General features: G+C 68.7%; 12 protein-coding genes. 4 read left to right on the forward strand and 8 right to left on the reverse strand.

Annotated features, from left to right (window positions below; genetic code table 11):
- Nucleotides 1–101 precede the first annotated feature (101 nt).
- The gene (locus U6958_RS13735) at nucleotides 102–293 is read left to right on the forward strand and encodes a hypothetical protein (RefSeq protein ID WP_074922892.1); all 192 of its coding nucleotides are present in this window, start codon (nucleotides 102–104) and stop codon (nucleotides 291–293) included.
- Nucleotides 294–971, forward strand: a complete 678-nt coding sequence (locus U6958_RS13740; RefSeq protein ID WP_074922893.1) for a DMT family transporter — start codon at nucleotides 294–296, stop codon at nucleotides 969–971.
- Between the two features lie 73 nt (nucleotides 972–1,044).
- Here U6958_RS13740 and U6958_RS13745 read toward each other — a convergent pair whose 3' ends face one another.
- On the reverse strand, nucleotides 1,045–1,932 hold the full coding sequence (locus U6958_RS13745) for a LysR substrate-binding domain-containing protein (RefSeq protein WP_034395721.1): 888 nt from the start codon (nucleotides 1,930–1,932) through the stop codon (nucleotides 1,045–1,047).
- Between the two features lie 201 nt (nucleotides 1,933–2,133).
- Between U6958_RS13745 and U6958_RS13750 the strand changes: the two genes are divergently transcribed.
- The gene (locus U6958_RS13750; protein WP_074922894.1) at nucleotides 2,134–8,211 is read left to right on the forward strand and encodes a DUF4011 domain-containing protein; all 6,078 of its coding nucleotides are present in this window, start codon (nucleotides 2,134–2,136) and stop codon (nucleotides 8,209–8,211) included.
- Nucleotides 8,212–8,349: 138 nt separating this feature from the next.
- Here the strand turns inward: U6958_RS13750 and ppk2 are convergent, their stop codons facing one another.
- Nucleotides 8,350–9,270 (reverse strand): polyphosphate kinase 2, encoded by a 921-nt coding sequence (ppk2, locus tag U6958_RS13755; protein WP_074922895.1) that lies wholly within the window; start codon nucleotides 9,268–9,270, stop codon nucleotides 8,350–8,352.
- Between the two features lie 114 nt (nucleotides 9,271–9,384).
- On the reverse strand, nucleotides 9,385–10,359 hold the full coding sequence (gene corA / locus U6958_RS13760) for a magnesium/cobalt transporter CorA (protein WP_012206223.1): 975 nt from the start codon (nucleotides 10,357–10,359) through the stop codon (nucleotides 9,385–9,387).
- Between the two features lie 181 nt (nucleotides 10,360–10,540).
- Between corA and U6958_RS13765 the strand changes: the two genes are divergently transcribed.
- Complete coding sequence (locus U6958_RS13765; RefSeq protein ID WP_074922896.1) at nucleotides 10,541–11,434, forward strand: amino acid ABC transporter substrate-binding protein; 894 nt, start codon at nucleotides 10,541–10,543, stop codon at nucleotides 11,432–11,434.
- Between the two features lie 31 nt (nucleotides 11,435–11,465).
- On the opposite strand, the gene U6958_RS13770 is transcribed toward U6958_RS13765, so the two are convergent.
- From U6958_RS13770 to U6958_RS13790, 5 genes are all read right to left on the reverse strand, one after another.
- Nucleotides 11,466–12,833: an LLM class flavin-dependent oxidoreductase gene (locus tag U6958_RS13770; RefSeq protein WP_034366798.1), complete on the reverse strand. Its 1,368-nt coding sequence runs from the start codon at nucleotides 12,831–12,833 to the stop codon at nucleotides 11,466–11,468.
- Nucleotides 12,834–12,880: 47 nt separating this feature from the next.
- On the reverse strand, nucleotides 12,881–13,606 hold the full coding sequence (locus U6958_RS13775; RefSeq protein WP_013801847.1) for an ABC transporter ATP-binding protein: 726 nt from the start codon (nucleotides 13,604–13,606) through the stop codon (nucleotides 12,881–12,883).
- Nucleotides 13,603–14,466, reverse strand: coding sequence for an ABC transporter permease (locus tag U6958_RS13780; RefSeq protein ID WP_034366761.1), 864 nt, complete (start codon nucleotides 14,464–14,466; stop codon nucleotides 13,603–13,605). The genes U6958_RS13775 and U6958_RS13780 overlap by 4 nt, the downstream gene beginning before the upstream one ends.
- 19 nt (nucleotides 14,467–14,485) lie before the next feature.
- The gene (locus U6958_RS13785; RefSeq protein ID WP_016446411.1) at nucleotides 14,486–15,478 is read right to left on the reverse strand and encodes an ABC transporter substrate-binding protein; all 993 of its coding nucleotides are present in this window, start codon (nucleotides 15,476–15,478) and stop codon (nucleotides 14,486–14,488) included.
- Between the two features lie 111 nt (nucleotides 15,479–15,589).
- The gene (locus U6958_RS13790) at nucleotides 15,590–15,895 is read right to left on the reverse strand and encodes an NIPSNAP family protein (RefSeq protein ID WP_012206218.1); all 306 of its coding nucleotides are present in this window, start codon (nucleotides 15,893–15,895) and stop codon (nucleotides 15,590–15,592) included.
- Nucleotides 15,896–15,947 lie beyond the last annotated feature (52 nt).

The raw sequence follows: 15,947 nt of genomic DNA on the forward strand, positions 1-15,947 counted from the left end.
ATTCATGAGCGCGATTGCGCAATCGCCGCACAGGTCTCAGCAATGCCTGCAGCCATCGCTCCTACGCTTGCACCCTTGTCAATGCAGGAGTGCAGGCGGATATGGACTGGATGGTGTTGGGGCTGCTGGCCGGCCTGGTGTTGGGGGCATATGACTTTCTGACCAAGCTGGCGCTGGGGGAAAAGTCCGTGCTGGAGGTGGTGTTCTGGTGCTCGGCGCTGGGCGCGCTGCTGTGGCTGCCTTTCGTGGCGATGGGCGATTCCTCGTCTGCCGCGCTGGACCTGCGCCAGTAGATGCTGCTGCTGCCCAAGTCGCTGATGATGGTGGCCACCTGGGTGCTGTCGTACTACTCGGTGAAGGCCTTGCCGCTGTCCATCTCTGCGGGCGTGCGTGCCAGCGGGCCGCTGTGGACGGCGCTGGGCGCGGTGCTCCTGCTGTCCGAGCACCTGGGCTGGTGGCAATGGCTGGGTCTGGCGGTGTCCATGGCCTCGTACTACCTGTTCTCCCTGGTCGGCCAGAAGGAGGGCATAGGCTTTGGCCGCAATCTCTGGGTGCTGTGCATGCTGGCGGCCACGCTGCTGTCCTCAGCCAATGCCCTGTACGACAAGCACATTCTGGCCACGCTGCGCATGGACCTGGTTGCCGTCCAGGCCTGGTCTGCGCTGCAGCGCGGCGCCCTGGCCTTGCTGCTGTTGCCCTGGATCTGGCGCGGGCTGGAGCTGCGCAGCCTGCTGGGGCGCAACTGTGCCGTGCCCGCCATTGCGCTGGCCTATGTGCTGGCCGAGTCCATCTACCTGGCCGCCGTGCAGATGGAGGGCGCGCAGATTGCCGTGATCTCGGTGCTGCGCCGCGCCAATCTGGTCATGGTGTTTGCGCTGTCGGCACGGTTCTTTGCCGAACGCCATCTGCGGCCCAAGGCGGCGGCCATGGCGGGCGTGCTGCTGGGTATTGCGCTGACCATGGCGCGCTGAGGATGTGAGGGCGTGAACGTGTGAGCGTGCGAAGCGTGAACGCAGGTGGCGGGTGGCGGGCGGCGGTGCCCGGCTATCCGGCCTCGGCCGCCACCGCACGAATCCAGTCCATGACGGCTGCGCCATGGCGCGAGACCATGGCGCGCTCGGAAGCCAGCAGGAAATAGCTCTGGCTGCAGGGGATGGCTGTGTCCGAGACGCGCACCAGGCTGCGCTCGGCCAGCAGGCGCTGGACCAGGGAGCGGCGGCCCAGCGCAATGCCTTGCAGGTTCAGCGCCGCGTCCAGCATGAAGCCCGTGTCCGAATAGCTGAGCTGGCGCTGGGCTGACGAGATGCGCAGGCCCGCGGCCTGCAGCCAGGGCTCCCAGGGTTGGCGGCTGTGCGAGAGCAGGTTGGCCCGCCGGAACAGCCCCGCCAGATCCAGGCCCTCGAACTGCTCCAGGTAGCGTGGCGCGGCCACGGCAAACCATTCGTCGTCCAGCAGGCGCTCGCAGTGGAATGCCAGAGGTGCCTGAGGCGCCTGGTGTGCAAAGCGGATGGCGATGTCCGCCTCGCCCTGCTGGAGATTGACGGTGCGCGTGGTCGGATCGATGGCGATGGAAACGTCCGGGTGGCTGCGCTGAAAGGCCGTGAGCGACGGCACCAGCCGCAGCCGTGCGAACGAGGGCAGGGCGCTGATGCGCACCACGTCGCGCCCCTGCACCAGGCTGCCGAAGGTGGTCTCCAGCGCCTGCAGCGGGGCGCGGGTCTGCTGGTGCAGCCAGGCCCCCTCGGCGCTGAGCGTGACCACGCGCGTGGTGCGGTGGAACAGCGGGGTGCCCAGCAGCTTTTCCAATTCGCGGATGCGGTGGCTGACGGCGCTGTCCGAAAGGTTCAGTTCTTCGGCCGCCTGCTTGAAGCTCTGGCTTCGCGCCACGGCATCGAAGGCGGCGATGAGGTGAAGGGGCGGGATGTTGCGCATGGCTGGCCGGCATCGTACTGGAGCCGGGCGCGCTGGTGGCCGGCGCCTTCATCCGTGCTCTCATTTTTTGCAAACAGTGACCCCTGAAAACCGCCCATCTCGGACACGGCGCCTCATTCGCAGCGGACAATCGTCGGGCCAGGAATATGACGGGATTTCGACAGTTCCCGCCGCCTGCTGGCCAGCCAAGGACTACCGCGCATGACAGAAGACCCCCGCCGAGATTCCCCCGCAGATGCCGCCCCCGCCGCCGCCCAGGCGCCGCAAACGGCCATACAGCTGCGCATCGGCACCGTCGCCAAGCTCAATCTCGCCGACTTCCAGAACGCCGTGCCCGCGCTGCTGGAGCTGGCCATCGTCAACGAGGGCGATCTGCCGCTGCAGGCGCTGAGCCTGCACCTGGCCTCGGAGCCTGCCTTCATCAAGCCGCGCACCTGGCGCCTGGAGTCGGTGGCCGCGCACAGCACCTATGCGCTGACCGACCTGGATGTGGCGCTGGACGGCGCCTTGCTCTCGCGCCTGACCGAGGCCGAGCCCGCCGTGCTGCGGCTGGAGCTGCGCAGCGGCCAGCCGGCACAGACGGTGCTGGCCCGGCACGAACACCCGCTGGAACTGCTGGCCCGCAACCAGTGGGGCGGCCTGGGGCATTTGCCCGAGATGGTGGCGGCCTTCGTGCAACCCAACGATCCGGCCGTGGACCGCATCCTCAAGGGCGCGGCGCAGGCGCTGGAGGCGGCGGGCAAGTCCGGCGCCATCAACGGCTATGAGCAGGGGCCGCAGCGCGCCTGGGAACTGGCCTCGGCCATCTGGACCTCCGTGCTCCAGAAGAAACTCAACTACGCGCTGCCGCCGGCCAGCTTCGAGCATGCGGGCCAGAAGATACGCGGCGCGACCCAGGTGCTGGATGCGGGCCTGGCCACCTGCCTGGACCTGACGCTGCTGTTCGCCTCCTGCCTGGAGCAGGCGCACCTGAACCCGCTGCTGGTCTTCACGCGCGGCCATGCCTTCGTGGGCCTGTGGCTGGGCAGGCAGGAATTCTCGACCGCCGTGGTCGATGACATCACGGCCGTGCGCAAGCGGCTCAAGCTGCAGGAGCTGGTGGTCTTCGAGACCACGCTGGCCGCGCAAGGCCAGGCCGTGGCCTTCAGCCAGGCCATTGCCCAGGGCGCGCGCCAGCTGGCCGAAGAGCATGAGGACCAGTTCGAGCTGCTGGTGGATGTGCGGCGCGCGCGCATGCAGCGCATCCGCCCGCTGGCGCTGGCCCAGCCGCAGGACGCCGCGCCCGAGGCCGGCGAAGGACAGGCCGAGCCACGGCTCACCGTGGAGCCGCCGCCCGAACTCCTGGCGCAGGCGCAGACACGCGAAGTGCCCACCTCCCAGCTCGATCCCAAGGACAGGCTGGCGCGCTGGCAGCGCCGGCTGCTGGACCTGTCGCTGCGCAATGCGCTGCTCAACTTCAAGCCTGGCAAGAAATCGCTGCTGCTGCAGGTGGCCGCGCCCGCGCTGGAGGACACGCTGGCCCGGGGCCAGGTGCTCAAGCTGCTGCCCAGCCCCGAGCTCATGCAGGGCAAGGACCCGCGCAGCCAGCCATTGCACGAGGCGCGCAGCCTGGAAGACCTGCGCGGCGCGCACGCCGAAGAGGCGCTGCAGCGCCGCGAGGTCTTCATCGACCTGGAGCCGCTGGAGCTGGACAGCCGCTTTGTGGAGCTGTTTCGCGGCGCGCGCAACGCGCTGCAGGAAGGCGGCGCCAACACCTTGTTCGTGGCCCTGGGCTTTCTGGTCTGGAGCCGGCCCGACAAGCCCGATGTGCGCGTGCGCGCGCCGCTGATCCTGCTGCCCGTCACGCTGGAGCGCAAGAGCGCGCGCTCGGGCTTCACGCTGCAGGCGCATGAGGACGAGCCGCGCTTCAACCCCACGCTGGTCGAGATGCTACGCCAGGACTTCCAGCTGGAGCTGGGCGTGCCCGCAGGCGACCTGCCGCGCGACGAGGCCGGGCTGGACATCACCGGCATCTGGGCCCGCGTGCGCGAGGCGATCAAGGACGTGCGCGGCTGGGAGGTCAGCGAGGACGTGGTGCTGTCCATGTTCTCCTTCGCCAAATACCTGATGTGGAAGGACCTGGCCGAGCGCGCCGACCAGCTGCGCAGCTCGCCCGTGGTCGCCCACCTGATCGACACGCCGCGCGAGCCCTATCGCTCGGAGATCGCCTTTCCCGACACGCGGCGGCTGGACCAGGAGTTCGCGCCGCAGCAGGTCTTCAGCCCGCTGCCGGCCGATTCATCGCAGCTGTCGGCCGTGATGGCCGCTGCGCGCGGCAAGGACTTCGTGCTCATCGGCCCGCCGGGCACGGGCAAGAGCCAGACCATTGCCAACCTGATCGCGCAGTGCCTGGCCGAGGACAAGCGCGTGCTCTTCGTGGCCGAGAAAATCGCCGCGCTGGACGTGGTCTACCGCCGCCTGCGCGAAGTGGGCCTGGGCGAGTTCTGCCTGGAGCTGCACTCCAACAAGAGCCGCAAGCTCGACGTGCTGGGCCAGCTGCAGAAATCCTGGGACTCGCATGGCCAGGTGGATGCCGAGGCCTGGGCCGCCAAGGCCAGCCAGCTCGGCCGCCTGCGCGAGCAGCTGTCGGCCTATGTGGAGCGCCTGCACCGGCGCCACGCCAACGGCTGGACCATCTACCGCGCCATTGGCGCCGTGGCCGGTGGCCAGGCGCTGCCGCGCCTGGGATTTCACTGGCCCACGCCCCAGGCCCATGACGAAGCGGGCCTGGCCCTTTTGCGCGAGACTGCGGGCCGCCTGCAGGCCAATGCCCAGGCCGTGGGCGCGCAGCATCTGAAGGACGGGCCGCTGGCCACGGTGCAGGCCAGCGACTGGTCCGTACGCTGGCAGCAGCAGATGGTGGATGCCGCCCAGGCCCTGCACGATGCAGGCCAGGGCTTTGCCGAGGCGGCGCAGCAACTGGGCCGGCTGCTGCGCATCGAGTGGCCTGCGCTGGGGCGCCAGGCGCGCTCGGCGCTGGGCGTGATCGCGCGCGCGCTGCCTGCGGCCGCAGGCCGCAACCTGGCTTTCTGCGTGCTGCCTGACGGCGCGCGCATTGGCGAATCCCTGCAATCGGGCCTGCAGCTGCTGGCGCAGCACGGTGATCTGTCCGCACAGATTCCGGCGCCCTGGCCGGCCGAGCTGCAGGCGCGCCTGGCCCAGGCGCTGGACCTGCTGGCGCAGCGCCGGCGCCTGCAGGCCGGGCTGGGCACGCCCTGGCCCGTGGCCCTGGGCGACGAGCTGGAGCGCGGCCTGCAGTGCATCGACGAGATCGCGGCGCTGCGCCAGGGCCTGTCCGTCAAGTACGGCGCGGGCGTGGGCCAGCTCAATGTCTCGCAGCTGCAGCGCGAATGGGCCAGGGCCGGCAAGTCCTTGTGGCCGCTGTCCTGGCTGGTCCGGCGCAAGGTGCGCGCGGCGCTGGAGGCCACCATCGAAGGCGCGGGCGAGCCGCGCGTGGCCGATGACCTGGCCGCCCTGGTGCGCATCCGGGGCCTGCGCGAGGAACTGGACCAGATCCAGCCCGGCGCCGCAGCCGACGGCCTGTGGGCCGGACACCGCACGCGCACCGACCATGCGCGCAGCGCCTTGAAAGCCAATGCGGCCCTGCTGGCCGCGCGTGCGCAGAAGTCCTTCTCGCTCGACGGCCTGGAGGCCGTGGCCGAAGGCCACGGCGGCGAGCGCTGGGCGGCCGAAGTGCAGCGCCTGCAGGCCCTGTACCAGATCGACCGCCAGCTCGATGGCTACCTGCCGCTGGCCGATGCCAGCCACGGCCTGTGGCGCGGCCTGGAAACCGATGCCCAGGCCTTGCAGGACGCGCTGGCCTTCGAGCGCGAGCGCCTGCAACTGACGCGGCGCGGCGGCCTGATGGCATCGCACGCCGCCGTGGCCCAGGGCCGCTGTGGCGCGGCGCTGCAGCAGGCCCATGCGCAGCTGGCGGCCCGCAGCGCCATCGAGGAACAGCTGCTGGCGCTGGACGAGCTGCGCTTGCGCTGCCCCGGCGTCTGGGACGGCCTGGACACGCGCCCGCAAGCCGTGGAGCATGCGCTGCGCCTGCAGGGATCGCTGCAGGCAGGGCTGACCGGGATGGGCTGGCAGGAGGCCGAGCTGGCCCAGGCACGCCAGGCGCTGCACCAGGTGCTGGCCTTGCGCAGCACCGAGCTGGGCGAGGGTGCCGCGGTCGGCATGGCCTGCCAGCAGTTGCTGGACAGCCTGGCCGGCCTGCACGCGGCCATAGACCCCTTCGGCGCGGCGGCAGCCCATGGCGAGCCGCAGCAGCGTGACCTGGCCCAGCGCACGGCCGAGCAGCTGGCGGCCACGGCGGGCGGCGTGCTGGCCGGGCAGGGCGGCCTGCATGCCTGGTGCGCCTGGCGCAATGCCCAGGCCGCGGCCCGCGCGGGCGGGCTGGGTGCGCTGGCCGACGCCATCGAGTCCGGCACCCTGGAGCCGGCCCAGGCACCCAAGGCCTTCGAGGTCAACTACGCGCGCTGGTGGCTGGCGCTGGCCGTGGACGAGGACGAGGTGCTCAAGCGCTTCGTCTCTGCCGAGCATGAGCGGCGCATTGCCGACTTCCGCGCGCTGGACGATGAATTCACCTCGGTCACGCGCCAGTGGATACGTGCGCGGCTGTGCGCGGGCCTGCCGTCGGCCGACAGCATCCAGCGCAACAGCGAGTGGGGCATCCTGCGGCGCGAGATCACCAAGAAGCGCCAGCACCTGCCGCTGCGCCAGCTGCTGGAGCAGATCCCCTCGGCCGTGCTGCGCCTGACGCCCTGCCTGCTGATGAGCCCGCTGTCCATTGCCCAGTACCTGAGCGCCGAGACCAGCAACTTCGACATCGTCATCTTCGACGAGGCCTCGCAGATCCCCGTCTGGGACGCCATCGGCGCCATGGCGCGTGCCAGGCAGGTGGTCATGGTGGGCGACCCCAAGCAACTGCCGCCCACCAGCTTCTTCGGCCGCGCCGACACCTCCGACACCTTCGACGACGACACGCAGGGCGTGGAAAGCGACATGGAAAGCATCCTGGACGAATGCCTGGGCGCCAGCCTGCCCACGCGCAACCTGTCGTGGCACTACCGCTCGCGCCATGAAAGCCTGATCGCCTTCAGCAACCACCGCTACTACGGCGGCGGGCTGGTGACCTTTCCCTCGCCCGTCACCGATGACCGCGCCGTCAGCTTCCACGCCGTGCAGGGCCGCTATGAAAAAGGTGGCGCCCGCATCAACCAGCCCGAGGCCAAGGCCCTGGTGGCCGACCTGGTGGCGCGGCTGAAGTCGCCGGGGTTTGCGCAGTCGGGTGCCACCATCGGCGTGGTCACCTTCAACTCCGAGCAGCAAAGCCTGATCGAGGACCTGCTGGACGAAGAGCGGCGCAAGGACCCGGGGCTGGAGCCGTTTTTCTCCGATGCGCTGCTGGAGCCCGTCTTCGTCAAGAACCTGGAAAGCGTGCAGGGCGACGAGCGGGACATCATGTACTTTTCCATCACCTACGGGCCCGATATCTCGGGCGCGGTGTCCATGAACTTCGGCCCGCTCAACCGCGACGGCGGCGAGCGGCGGCTGAACGTGGCGGTGACGCGCGCGCGGCAGGAGCTGCGCATCTTCTCCAGCCTGCGCGGCGAGCAGATGGACCTGTCGCGCACCCAGGCGGCGGGCGTGCGCGATCTCAAGCACTTCCTGGAATTTGCCGAGCGCGGCCCGCGCGCGCTGGCCGAGTCGCACCATGGCAGCCAGGGCGATTTCGACAGCCCCTTCGAGGCCAGCGTGGCCCAGGCGCTGGAGCGCAAGGGCTGGCGCGTGCACACGCAGATCGGCGCATCCTCGTTCCGCGTGGACCTGGGCGTGGTGCACCCGGACCATGCGGGCAGCTACCTGGCGGGCGTGGAGTGCGACGGCGCCACCTACCACCGCTCGGCCACGGCGCGCGACCGCGACAAGCTGCGCGAGCAGGTGTTGCGCGGCCTGGGCTGGCAGATTCTGCGCATCTGGTCCACGGACTGGTGGGTCAACCCGGGCGGAACGCTGGAGCGCATCCACGCGGCGCTGACCGCGCTGCTGGAGCAGGACCGGCGCAAGCGTGCGGCCGAGGTTGTAGAGGTTGCCGAGGTGCCGCAGGCGGCTGCAGTCGCCAAGGCAGAGCCAGCGCCAGAGACGCCTGAGTCGTCCGAGTCCTCCGAGCCCTCCGCGTCCTCTGAGTGGCCCGAGGCATCCGTGGAGGACGGCGAGGCACATAAGGTCTGAAAGTCGGCCGTGCGCATGAAATGGGCACTTGCTGAAGCCAGAGACACCAAGGAAGGGCCGCCCCCGCACCGAGGGTGTCGTCCCCCTCCCCCGCAAAGCGGGTAGAGAGGGGGAAGGCGCGAAGCGCCTCAGGGGGTGTCAGTACTTGTCCGGAACGTACATGTGCTGGGGAACCGGGTTGCGCGTGTACTCCGGGTTGCGCGTGCGCTCGGGCAGCACGATGGCCGGGTGCTCTATCTCCTCGTAGGGCAGCTGCGTCAGCAGGTGGGAGATGCAGTTGAGCCGGGCCTTCTTCTTGTCCACGGCCTGCACCAGCCACCAGGGCGCCTCGGCGATGTGGGTGCGCTCCAGCATGGCTTCCTTGGCCTTGGTGTAGTCCTCCCAGCGGCGGCGGCTCTCGAAGTCCATGGGACTGAGCTTCCACTGCTTGAGCGGGTCGTGCACGCGGCCCAGAAAGCGCAGGTGCTGCTCCTCGTCGGTGATGGAGAACCAGTACTTCACCAGCGTGATGCCCGAGCGCACCAGCATCTTCTCGAACTCGGGCACGGAGCGGAAGAACTCCTCGTACTCCTCGTCGGAGCAAAAGCCCATCACGCGCTCCACGCCGGCGCGGTTGTACCAGCTGCGGTCAAAGAGAACGATCTCGCCGCCCGCAGGCAGGTGGGAGACATAGCGCTGGAAGTACCACTGCGTGCGCTCGCGGTCGTTGGGCGCGGGCAGGGCGGCCACGCGGCACACGCGCGGATTCAGGCGCTGGGTGATGCGCTTGATCACGCCGCCCTTGCCGGCCGCATCGCGGCCCTCGAAGAGAATGACCACCTTCTTCTTGTGGTGCTGCACCCAGTCCTGCAGCTTGACCAGCTCGCCCTGCAGGCGCAGCAGCTCGCGGAAGTAGGTCTGGCGGCTCACGGTGTCGGCACCGTCCAGATCGTCGCCACCGCTGCCCAGGCGGGCGTCGTCTATCTCCATCTCCAGTTCTTCGTCGTAGCTGTCGAGCAGATCGCGTTCGATGCGCTGCATCAGCGAATCATGGTGGTCGGGCAGAAGTTCGTCGTACATGGTGGGGAATCCGGGCGTCCAGGAGTTGGCGCCTGGGATGGTGGCGTGGATGTGTGACGCGGCTGTGACGGTGCGGCTGGGTGAATACCCTGGCACCGCTCGCCTTCCCGCCGCCTACAGCCACCCCGCCTTGCGGAACTTGTAGTAGAGCAGGCCGCAAACACCCAGCACGAACAGCAGCGCGGCCGGATAGCCGTATTGCCACTTCAGTTCGGGCATGTTCTCGAAGTTCATGCCCCAGACGCCGAAGAAGGCCGTGCAGATGGCGAAGATACTGGCCCAGGCTGCCAGCCGCTTGGTGACTTCGTTTTCCTCGATGGACACCATGGACAGGTTCACCTGGATGGCCGTGCCCACGGTGTCGCGCATGGTGTCGATCTGGGCGTTGATGCGGCCCAGGTGATCCATCACATCGCGGAAGTAGTCCCTGGAGCCCACGCAGATCTGGGGGACGCGCCCGCCGTTGAGCTTGCCCACGGCTTCCAGCAGGGGGGCCACGGCGTGCTTGAGGTCCATGGCGCGGCCCTTGAGTTCATACAGCTGCTTGATGTTGTCGCGCGCCGCGCCCTTGGTGAAGATCTGCTGCTCGATCTGCTCCAGCTCCACCTCCAGCGCGTCGATGATGGGAAAGTAGCGGTCCACCACCGCATCCATCAGCGCATACAGCACAAAGCCCGAGCCATGGCGCAGCAGCTCGGGCTCGCTCTCGCAGCGCTCGCGCACGCCCAGGAAACCGCGCTTGCTGCGGTTGCGCACCGACAGCACGTAGTTGGAGCCTACGAAGACATCGACCTCGCCGTGGTTGAAGTGGCCGGGCCGCTCGGGCTCGGGCTCCAGCAGGTGCATCACGGCAAACAGCGAGCTGCCGTACTCCTCCAGCTTGGGCCGCTGGTGGCCGTGCAGCGCATCCTCCACGGCCAGGGCGTGCAGGCCGAACTCCTGGCGCATCTCCTCCAGTTCGGCCGGCGTGGCGTCCGCCAGCGCCACCCAGACGAAGCAGCCGGGCCGCTCTATGTAGTTGCTGATGTCGGCGACAGGAATGTCCGCCAGCTTGGCCCCGTTTTCGTAGGCAACGCAGTTGATCAGCATGGGAGTTCCCTCGGTAATTCTGGTGCTGGTGATCCTGCCATAACGGGGGAGGGGGAAAAGCCAGTGCCCAAGCTGCCACCGAAACCGCCAGCAGCCCAGGTTTGCGCACCTGGTAACAATACGTGTATAACCTGTCACAACCTGCTGGGCGCCGCCCGGCGCTTGCGAGTCAAGGACTCAGATGATCTTTCGCCAGTGGGGAATCGCGTTGGGTGCGTTGGGCCTGTGGGCCTTGAGCGGTGTATCTGCAGCCGGTGTGCTGGACAAGATCCAGGCCGGTGGCGCGCTGGTGATTGCGCACCGGGAATCGTCGGTCCCCTTCTCCTACATCGACACCCGCAGCGGCAAGCCCGTCGGTTATGCGCTGGATCTGTGCCTTCGCCTGGCCGAGGCGGTGCGCAAGCAGACAGGCAGGAAGGACATGAAGGTGGAGTTCCTGATGGTCACGCCCGCCAATCGCATGGCCGTGATCGAGCAGGGCAAGGCCGACATGGAGTGCGGCTCGACCACGAACAACGCGCAGCGGCGCCAGACCGTGGCGTTCACGGTTCCCCATTTCATCACCGGCGCCCGGATGCTAGTGAAGGCCGACAGCACCATCAACGCGATGGAGGATCTCAAGGGCAAAAAGCTGGTTTCCACCAAGGGCACCAGCCCGATGGCCCTGGTGACGCAGGCCAACAGGCAGCGCCTGATGGGCATCACCATTGTGGAGGCCCCCGATCACGCGAGGGCCCTGGAGATGGTGGAGAACGGCGAAGCCGACGCGTTCGTGATGGATGACGTGCTTCTCAACGGGCTGGCCGCTGCACGGCCCGATCCACGCGCCTTGAAGGTGGTGGGCAAGTTCCTGTCCACCGAACCCCTGGCGATCATGCTGCCGAAGGCCGATACCGCGTTCAAGAAACTGGTCGATGAAGAGATGAAGCGGATCATCACCAGCCGCGAAATCCACCCCATCTACGAGAAGTGGTTCCTGCAGCCGATTCCACCCAGCTCCACGAATCTGAACCTGCCGATCAGCTATTTGCTGCGCGACTTCTGGAAGTACCCCACGGCGGACATTCTGCTGTAGGCCCGTCTGTGCAGCCGCAGCGCCGCATCGGTCAAGCCGCCAGCGCTTGCTCCCTTGGGCGGGCGGCTGGGGCACCACCCGCCCCCGTCCCCGCCAGCTCCCCCAGCCCGAAATGCCCGCGCAGCGTGCGGCTTTCGTATTCCTCGCGGAACAGGCCGCGCTTGCGCAGCAGGGGGACGACTTCGCTGGTGAACAGCTCGAACTGCTGGTTGAGTATGGGCGGCATGACGTTGAAGCCATCGGCTGCGCCGTGCCTGAACCAGTCTTCGATGATGTCGGCCACCTGTTCGGGCGTGCCGGCCACGGCCAGGTGGCCGCGGGCGCCGGCCAGGCGCTTGAGCAGGCCGCGCAGGGTGAGGCCGTCGCGCAGGCTGGTTTCCACGTAGCCCACGGCGCGGCTGCGCGAGGCTTCGACCTTGTCGGGATCGGGGAAGTCGTCGCGCGTGAGCAGGCGGTCCAGCGGCACGGCCGAGAAGTCGTGGCCGCCAAAGCGTGCGGACAGGCGGGCCAGGCCGACCTCGATGCTGGTCAGGCTGTCGAGCTCTTCCCAGACCTGGCGCGCCTCGTATTCGGTGGAGCCGATGGCGGCGCTGATGCCGGGCAGGATCACGATGTCCTGCGGGCGGCGGCCCAGCCGCTGCGCCTGTCCCTTGATGTCGGCATAGAAGGCCTGGGCCGATTCCCGCGAGCCATGGGCCGTGAAGATGGCCTCGGCCCATTGCGCGGCAAAGGCACGGCCCGATTCGGACTGGCCGGCCTGCACGAAGACGGGCCGGCCCTGCGGGCTGCCGGGCACGTTGAGCGGGCCGCGCGTGCGGATGTATTTGCCCTCGAAGTGGATGGGCCGGATCTGCGATGCGTCGAGGAACTGGCCGGCCGCCGTGTCGTCCAGCAGGGCGCTGGCCGGAAAGCTGCGCCACAGCGCATCGACGGCGGACACGAATTCCTCGGCGATGCGGTAGCGGTCGCCGTGGTCCACGCTGTCGGCCAGGCCGTAGTTCAGGCCCGCATTGGGCGCCCAGGAGGTGACGATGTTCCAGCCCGCCCGCCCCTTGGACAGATGGTCCAGCGAGGCGAACTGGCGCGCCAGCGTGTAGGCATGGCTGTAGGTGGTGGAGGCGGTGCCGATCAGGCCGATGCGCTCGGTGCGCAGTGCCAGTGCCGTCAGCAGCACCAGCGGGTCCAGCAGGCCCGAGGTGATCTGCTGGCCGTTCTCGGGCCCGACCAGGCTGTCGGCCAGGAAGACGGCGTCGAATTTGGCGGCCTCGGCGATGCGTGCGGCATCGACGTACAGCTCCAGGTCGGTGAGCGCCTTGCGGTTGGCGCCGGGATGGCGCCAGGCGCCTTCGTGGTGGCCGCGCGTCATGAGGAACAGGTTCAGGTGCAGTTGCCGAGACATGGGAGCAGTCCTTTGTTGTGTGGGTTGTTTCGCGGGCGGAGCCGGCGTCAGGCGATCTCTGTCTCGACGCCCAGGCTGCGCAGCAAGGTGGCGCGCAGCTGCATGAAGGCAGGATGGTCGGGGCGGCGGGGATGGGGCAGGTCCACGGCGTGGTCCTCGGCGATGCGGCCGTCCCTGAGCACCAGGATGCGGTCGGCCAGCAGCAGGGATTCGTCCACGTCGTGCGTGACGAGGATGACCGTGGGCCGTATGCGCTCGACCAGGCGCAGCAGCAGGCCGTGCATGCGCATTCGCGTGAGCGCGTCCAGCGCGCCGAAGGGCTCGTCGGCCAGCAGCACGTGCGGGTCGCGCAGCAGGCTGCGGGCCAGCGAGGCGCGCTGCTTCTGGCCGCCCGACAGCGTGGCGGGCCAGGCGCCAGCCTTGTCCTGCAGGCCCACGTCGTGCAGGATTTGCCGTGCTGCGGGCAGCACGGCGCGGGCGTCCAGCCCCAGCGTGAGGTTGTCCAGCACCGACAGCCAGGGCAGCAGGCGCGCGTCCTGGAACAGCACGGAGACATTGCCCTGCGCACTGGCCGCGCCGCTGGACTGCGCATGGCCGTCCAGCCCGGCGAGCGCGCGCAGCAAGGTGGTCTTGCCCGAGCCGGACTCGCCCAGCAGGGCCACGAACTGGCCCGGGGCAATGTCCAGGTCGATGGCGTCCAGCACGTTCTTGCCGCCAAAGCTGCGCGTGAAGCGCTGCAGCCGCACGGCGCCCGGGGTGGGGTGATGGCTCATGATCCCAGCGACCTCCGGTAGGACAGCACATGCGCCTCGACGCGGCGCACCACGGCGTCGGACAGCAGGCCCAGCAGGGCGTAGATGAGGATGCCCACCACGATCACATCGGTCTGCCCCCAGTCGCGGGCGCGGTTCATGAGGTAGCCGATGCCGGTCTGCGTGTTGATCAGCTCCAGCACCACCAGCGCCGTCCAGCACAGCGACACGGCAATGCGCAAGCCCACGAAGAAGCCCGGCAGCGCGCCCGGCAGCGCCACCTTGCGGATGAATTCGGCGCGCGAAAGGCCCAGGGTCTGGGCCAGCTCCACATGGCCGATGTCGATGCCGCGCAGGGCCGCGTGGGTATTGATGTAGACGGGCACCAGCACGGCCGTGAAGATCAGAAAGATCTTCATGGACTCGCCAATGCCCAGCCAGATGATGGCCAGGGGAATCAGCGCCAGCGTGGGCACGGCGCGCTTGATCTGCACCAAGCCGTCGAGCAGGGCCTCGCCCGTGCGCGTCAGGCCCGAGGCCAGGGCCAGCAGCACGCCAGCCACCACGCCCAGCAGCAACCCGCTGTAGGCACGGCCTGCCGATGCCAGCAGGTGGGGCAGCAGGCTGCCGTCGGCCACCATGCCGTAGCCGGCGACCAGGGCCTGCGAGGGCGCGGTCAGTGTCTCGGGCGACAGCCAGCCCAGGCGCGAGGCCGCCTCCCACAGCACCAGCAGCAGGCCGGGGCCCACCAGCAGCGCGCCCTGCGACAGGCGCGCGGGCACCAGTTGCACGGCGGCCCGGGTGGCGGGCTCGGATTGAGCGGTGGCTGCGGTGGCCGGTGCCAGACCGGCCGCGTTGATATCCAGTTGCGCTTGCGTCATCGTGTGTTTTCTGGCCGGTTCATCGGTTGGCCACGATCACGCGGTCGTAGGTGGACACGAAGGAGCCGGCCGCATCCAGCCGCTGCGGCAGGCTGCCGGCGGCGTGCAGGATGTCGATCAGCTTCTGGTGGTGGGGTTGCGCCTCGGCGGCCGTCTGGAACAGCAGGTCGGACTGCGATGCCAGGATGGCCGCCGTGCTCTCCGCATCGATGCGCTGGAACTGCGTGTAGTAGTGGCGGCCCCATTCCTGCTCGTGGCCATTGCTCCACTTGCCTGCGCGCACGAAGGCGCCAAGGAAATCGACGATGGCCTGGGACTTGGCCGGGTCGGCCAGCACCTCGGGCCGGGCATAGAGGTACGAGGTGGCGGGCAGCAGCGTGCGCTCCTGCGGATCGGGCACGGGCCGCGCGCCGATCTGCTTGCCCAGGCGCGTGACATGGGGCTCCATGAGCACGGCCACGTCCACGGCCTTGGCGCGCAGCGCGTCGTTGAGTTCGGCCACGCGCAGGTTGACCAGCTTCACGTCGGCCAGCGTCAGGCCCGCGCGTGTCAATGCCTCGATCAGGAAGACCTGGCGGCCCGAGCCTTCCACATAGCTCAGGCGCTTGCCGCGCAGGTCGGCCAGGCGCTCTATGCCTGCATCGGCACGCTGCACCAGCCGGTACTGGGCGCGCTCGCGCGTGAAGGTGGCGATGATGGGCAGCTGCACACCGGCGGCGCGCGCCTGGATGGGCGGCGTGTCGCCCACATAGGCAATGTCCAGCGCGCCTGCGCGTATGGCCTCGAAGATGGCCGGGCCGCCCGCGAAGTTGGGCAGCTCCAGCTGAAAGCCCAGGCGCTTGCGCTCGCCGCTGGCATCCAGCAGGTGGCGCAGCAGCTCGCTCTGGTCGGCGACGACCAATCGGGTCCTGGGGTCGGCCGCAGCCCGCGCGGCGGTGGTGGAAGCCAGGGCGGCAGCGGCCAGCAGAGAAGGGCCGGCCAGCAGGAAACGACGCTTGTTCACGCGCTCCATCCTCAAAAGATTGCAATGGGATGGATGCTAGTTAGCGTGCTTCAGTTGTGAAAATACCGATTCCGTATTTGCAAACGCGCGCCACGCACATGGGCGTGGCGCGGGGGAGGTTCAGCCGAACACCGGGCGCATGAAGCTGCGCTCGTAGCTCAGGATGCAGCGCGTGTCCTCCGCGTAGCGGAAGGCGGCCTGGCACTCGGGGTCCTGCATGGACTTGATGCGGTACTCCTCGTACAGCGCCATGCTGGGGAAGCTGAACATGGCCAGCGCCACATTGTTGGCGCCTTCGGACGGCAGGAAGTAGCCGTGGTGCTTGCCGCCGAATTTCTCGACCAGAGGAATCCAGGTCTTGCCGTACTCCTCGAATTCCTTGGCCTTGAACGGGTCGATGATGTAGCGCAGGTAGCAGGTGATCATGGGGATGGAAGAAGGGGAGGAAAGGAAAGGGGAGGCAGGGAGGGCAGAGCCG

Source organism: Delftia lacustris (assembly GCF_040267515.1).
In the GTDB taxonomy this organism is placed as follows: domain Bacteria; phylum Pseudomonadota; class Gammaproteobacteria; order Burkholderiales; family Burkholderiaceae_C; genus Comamonas; species Comamonas tsuruhatensis.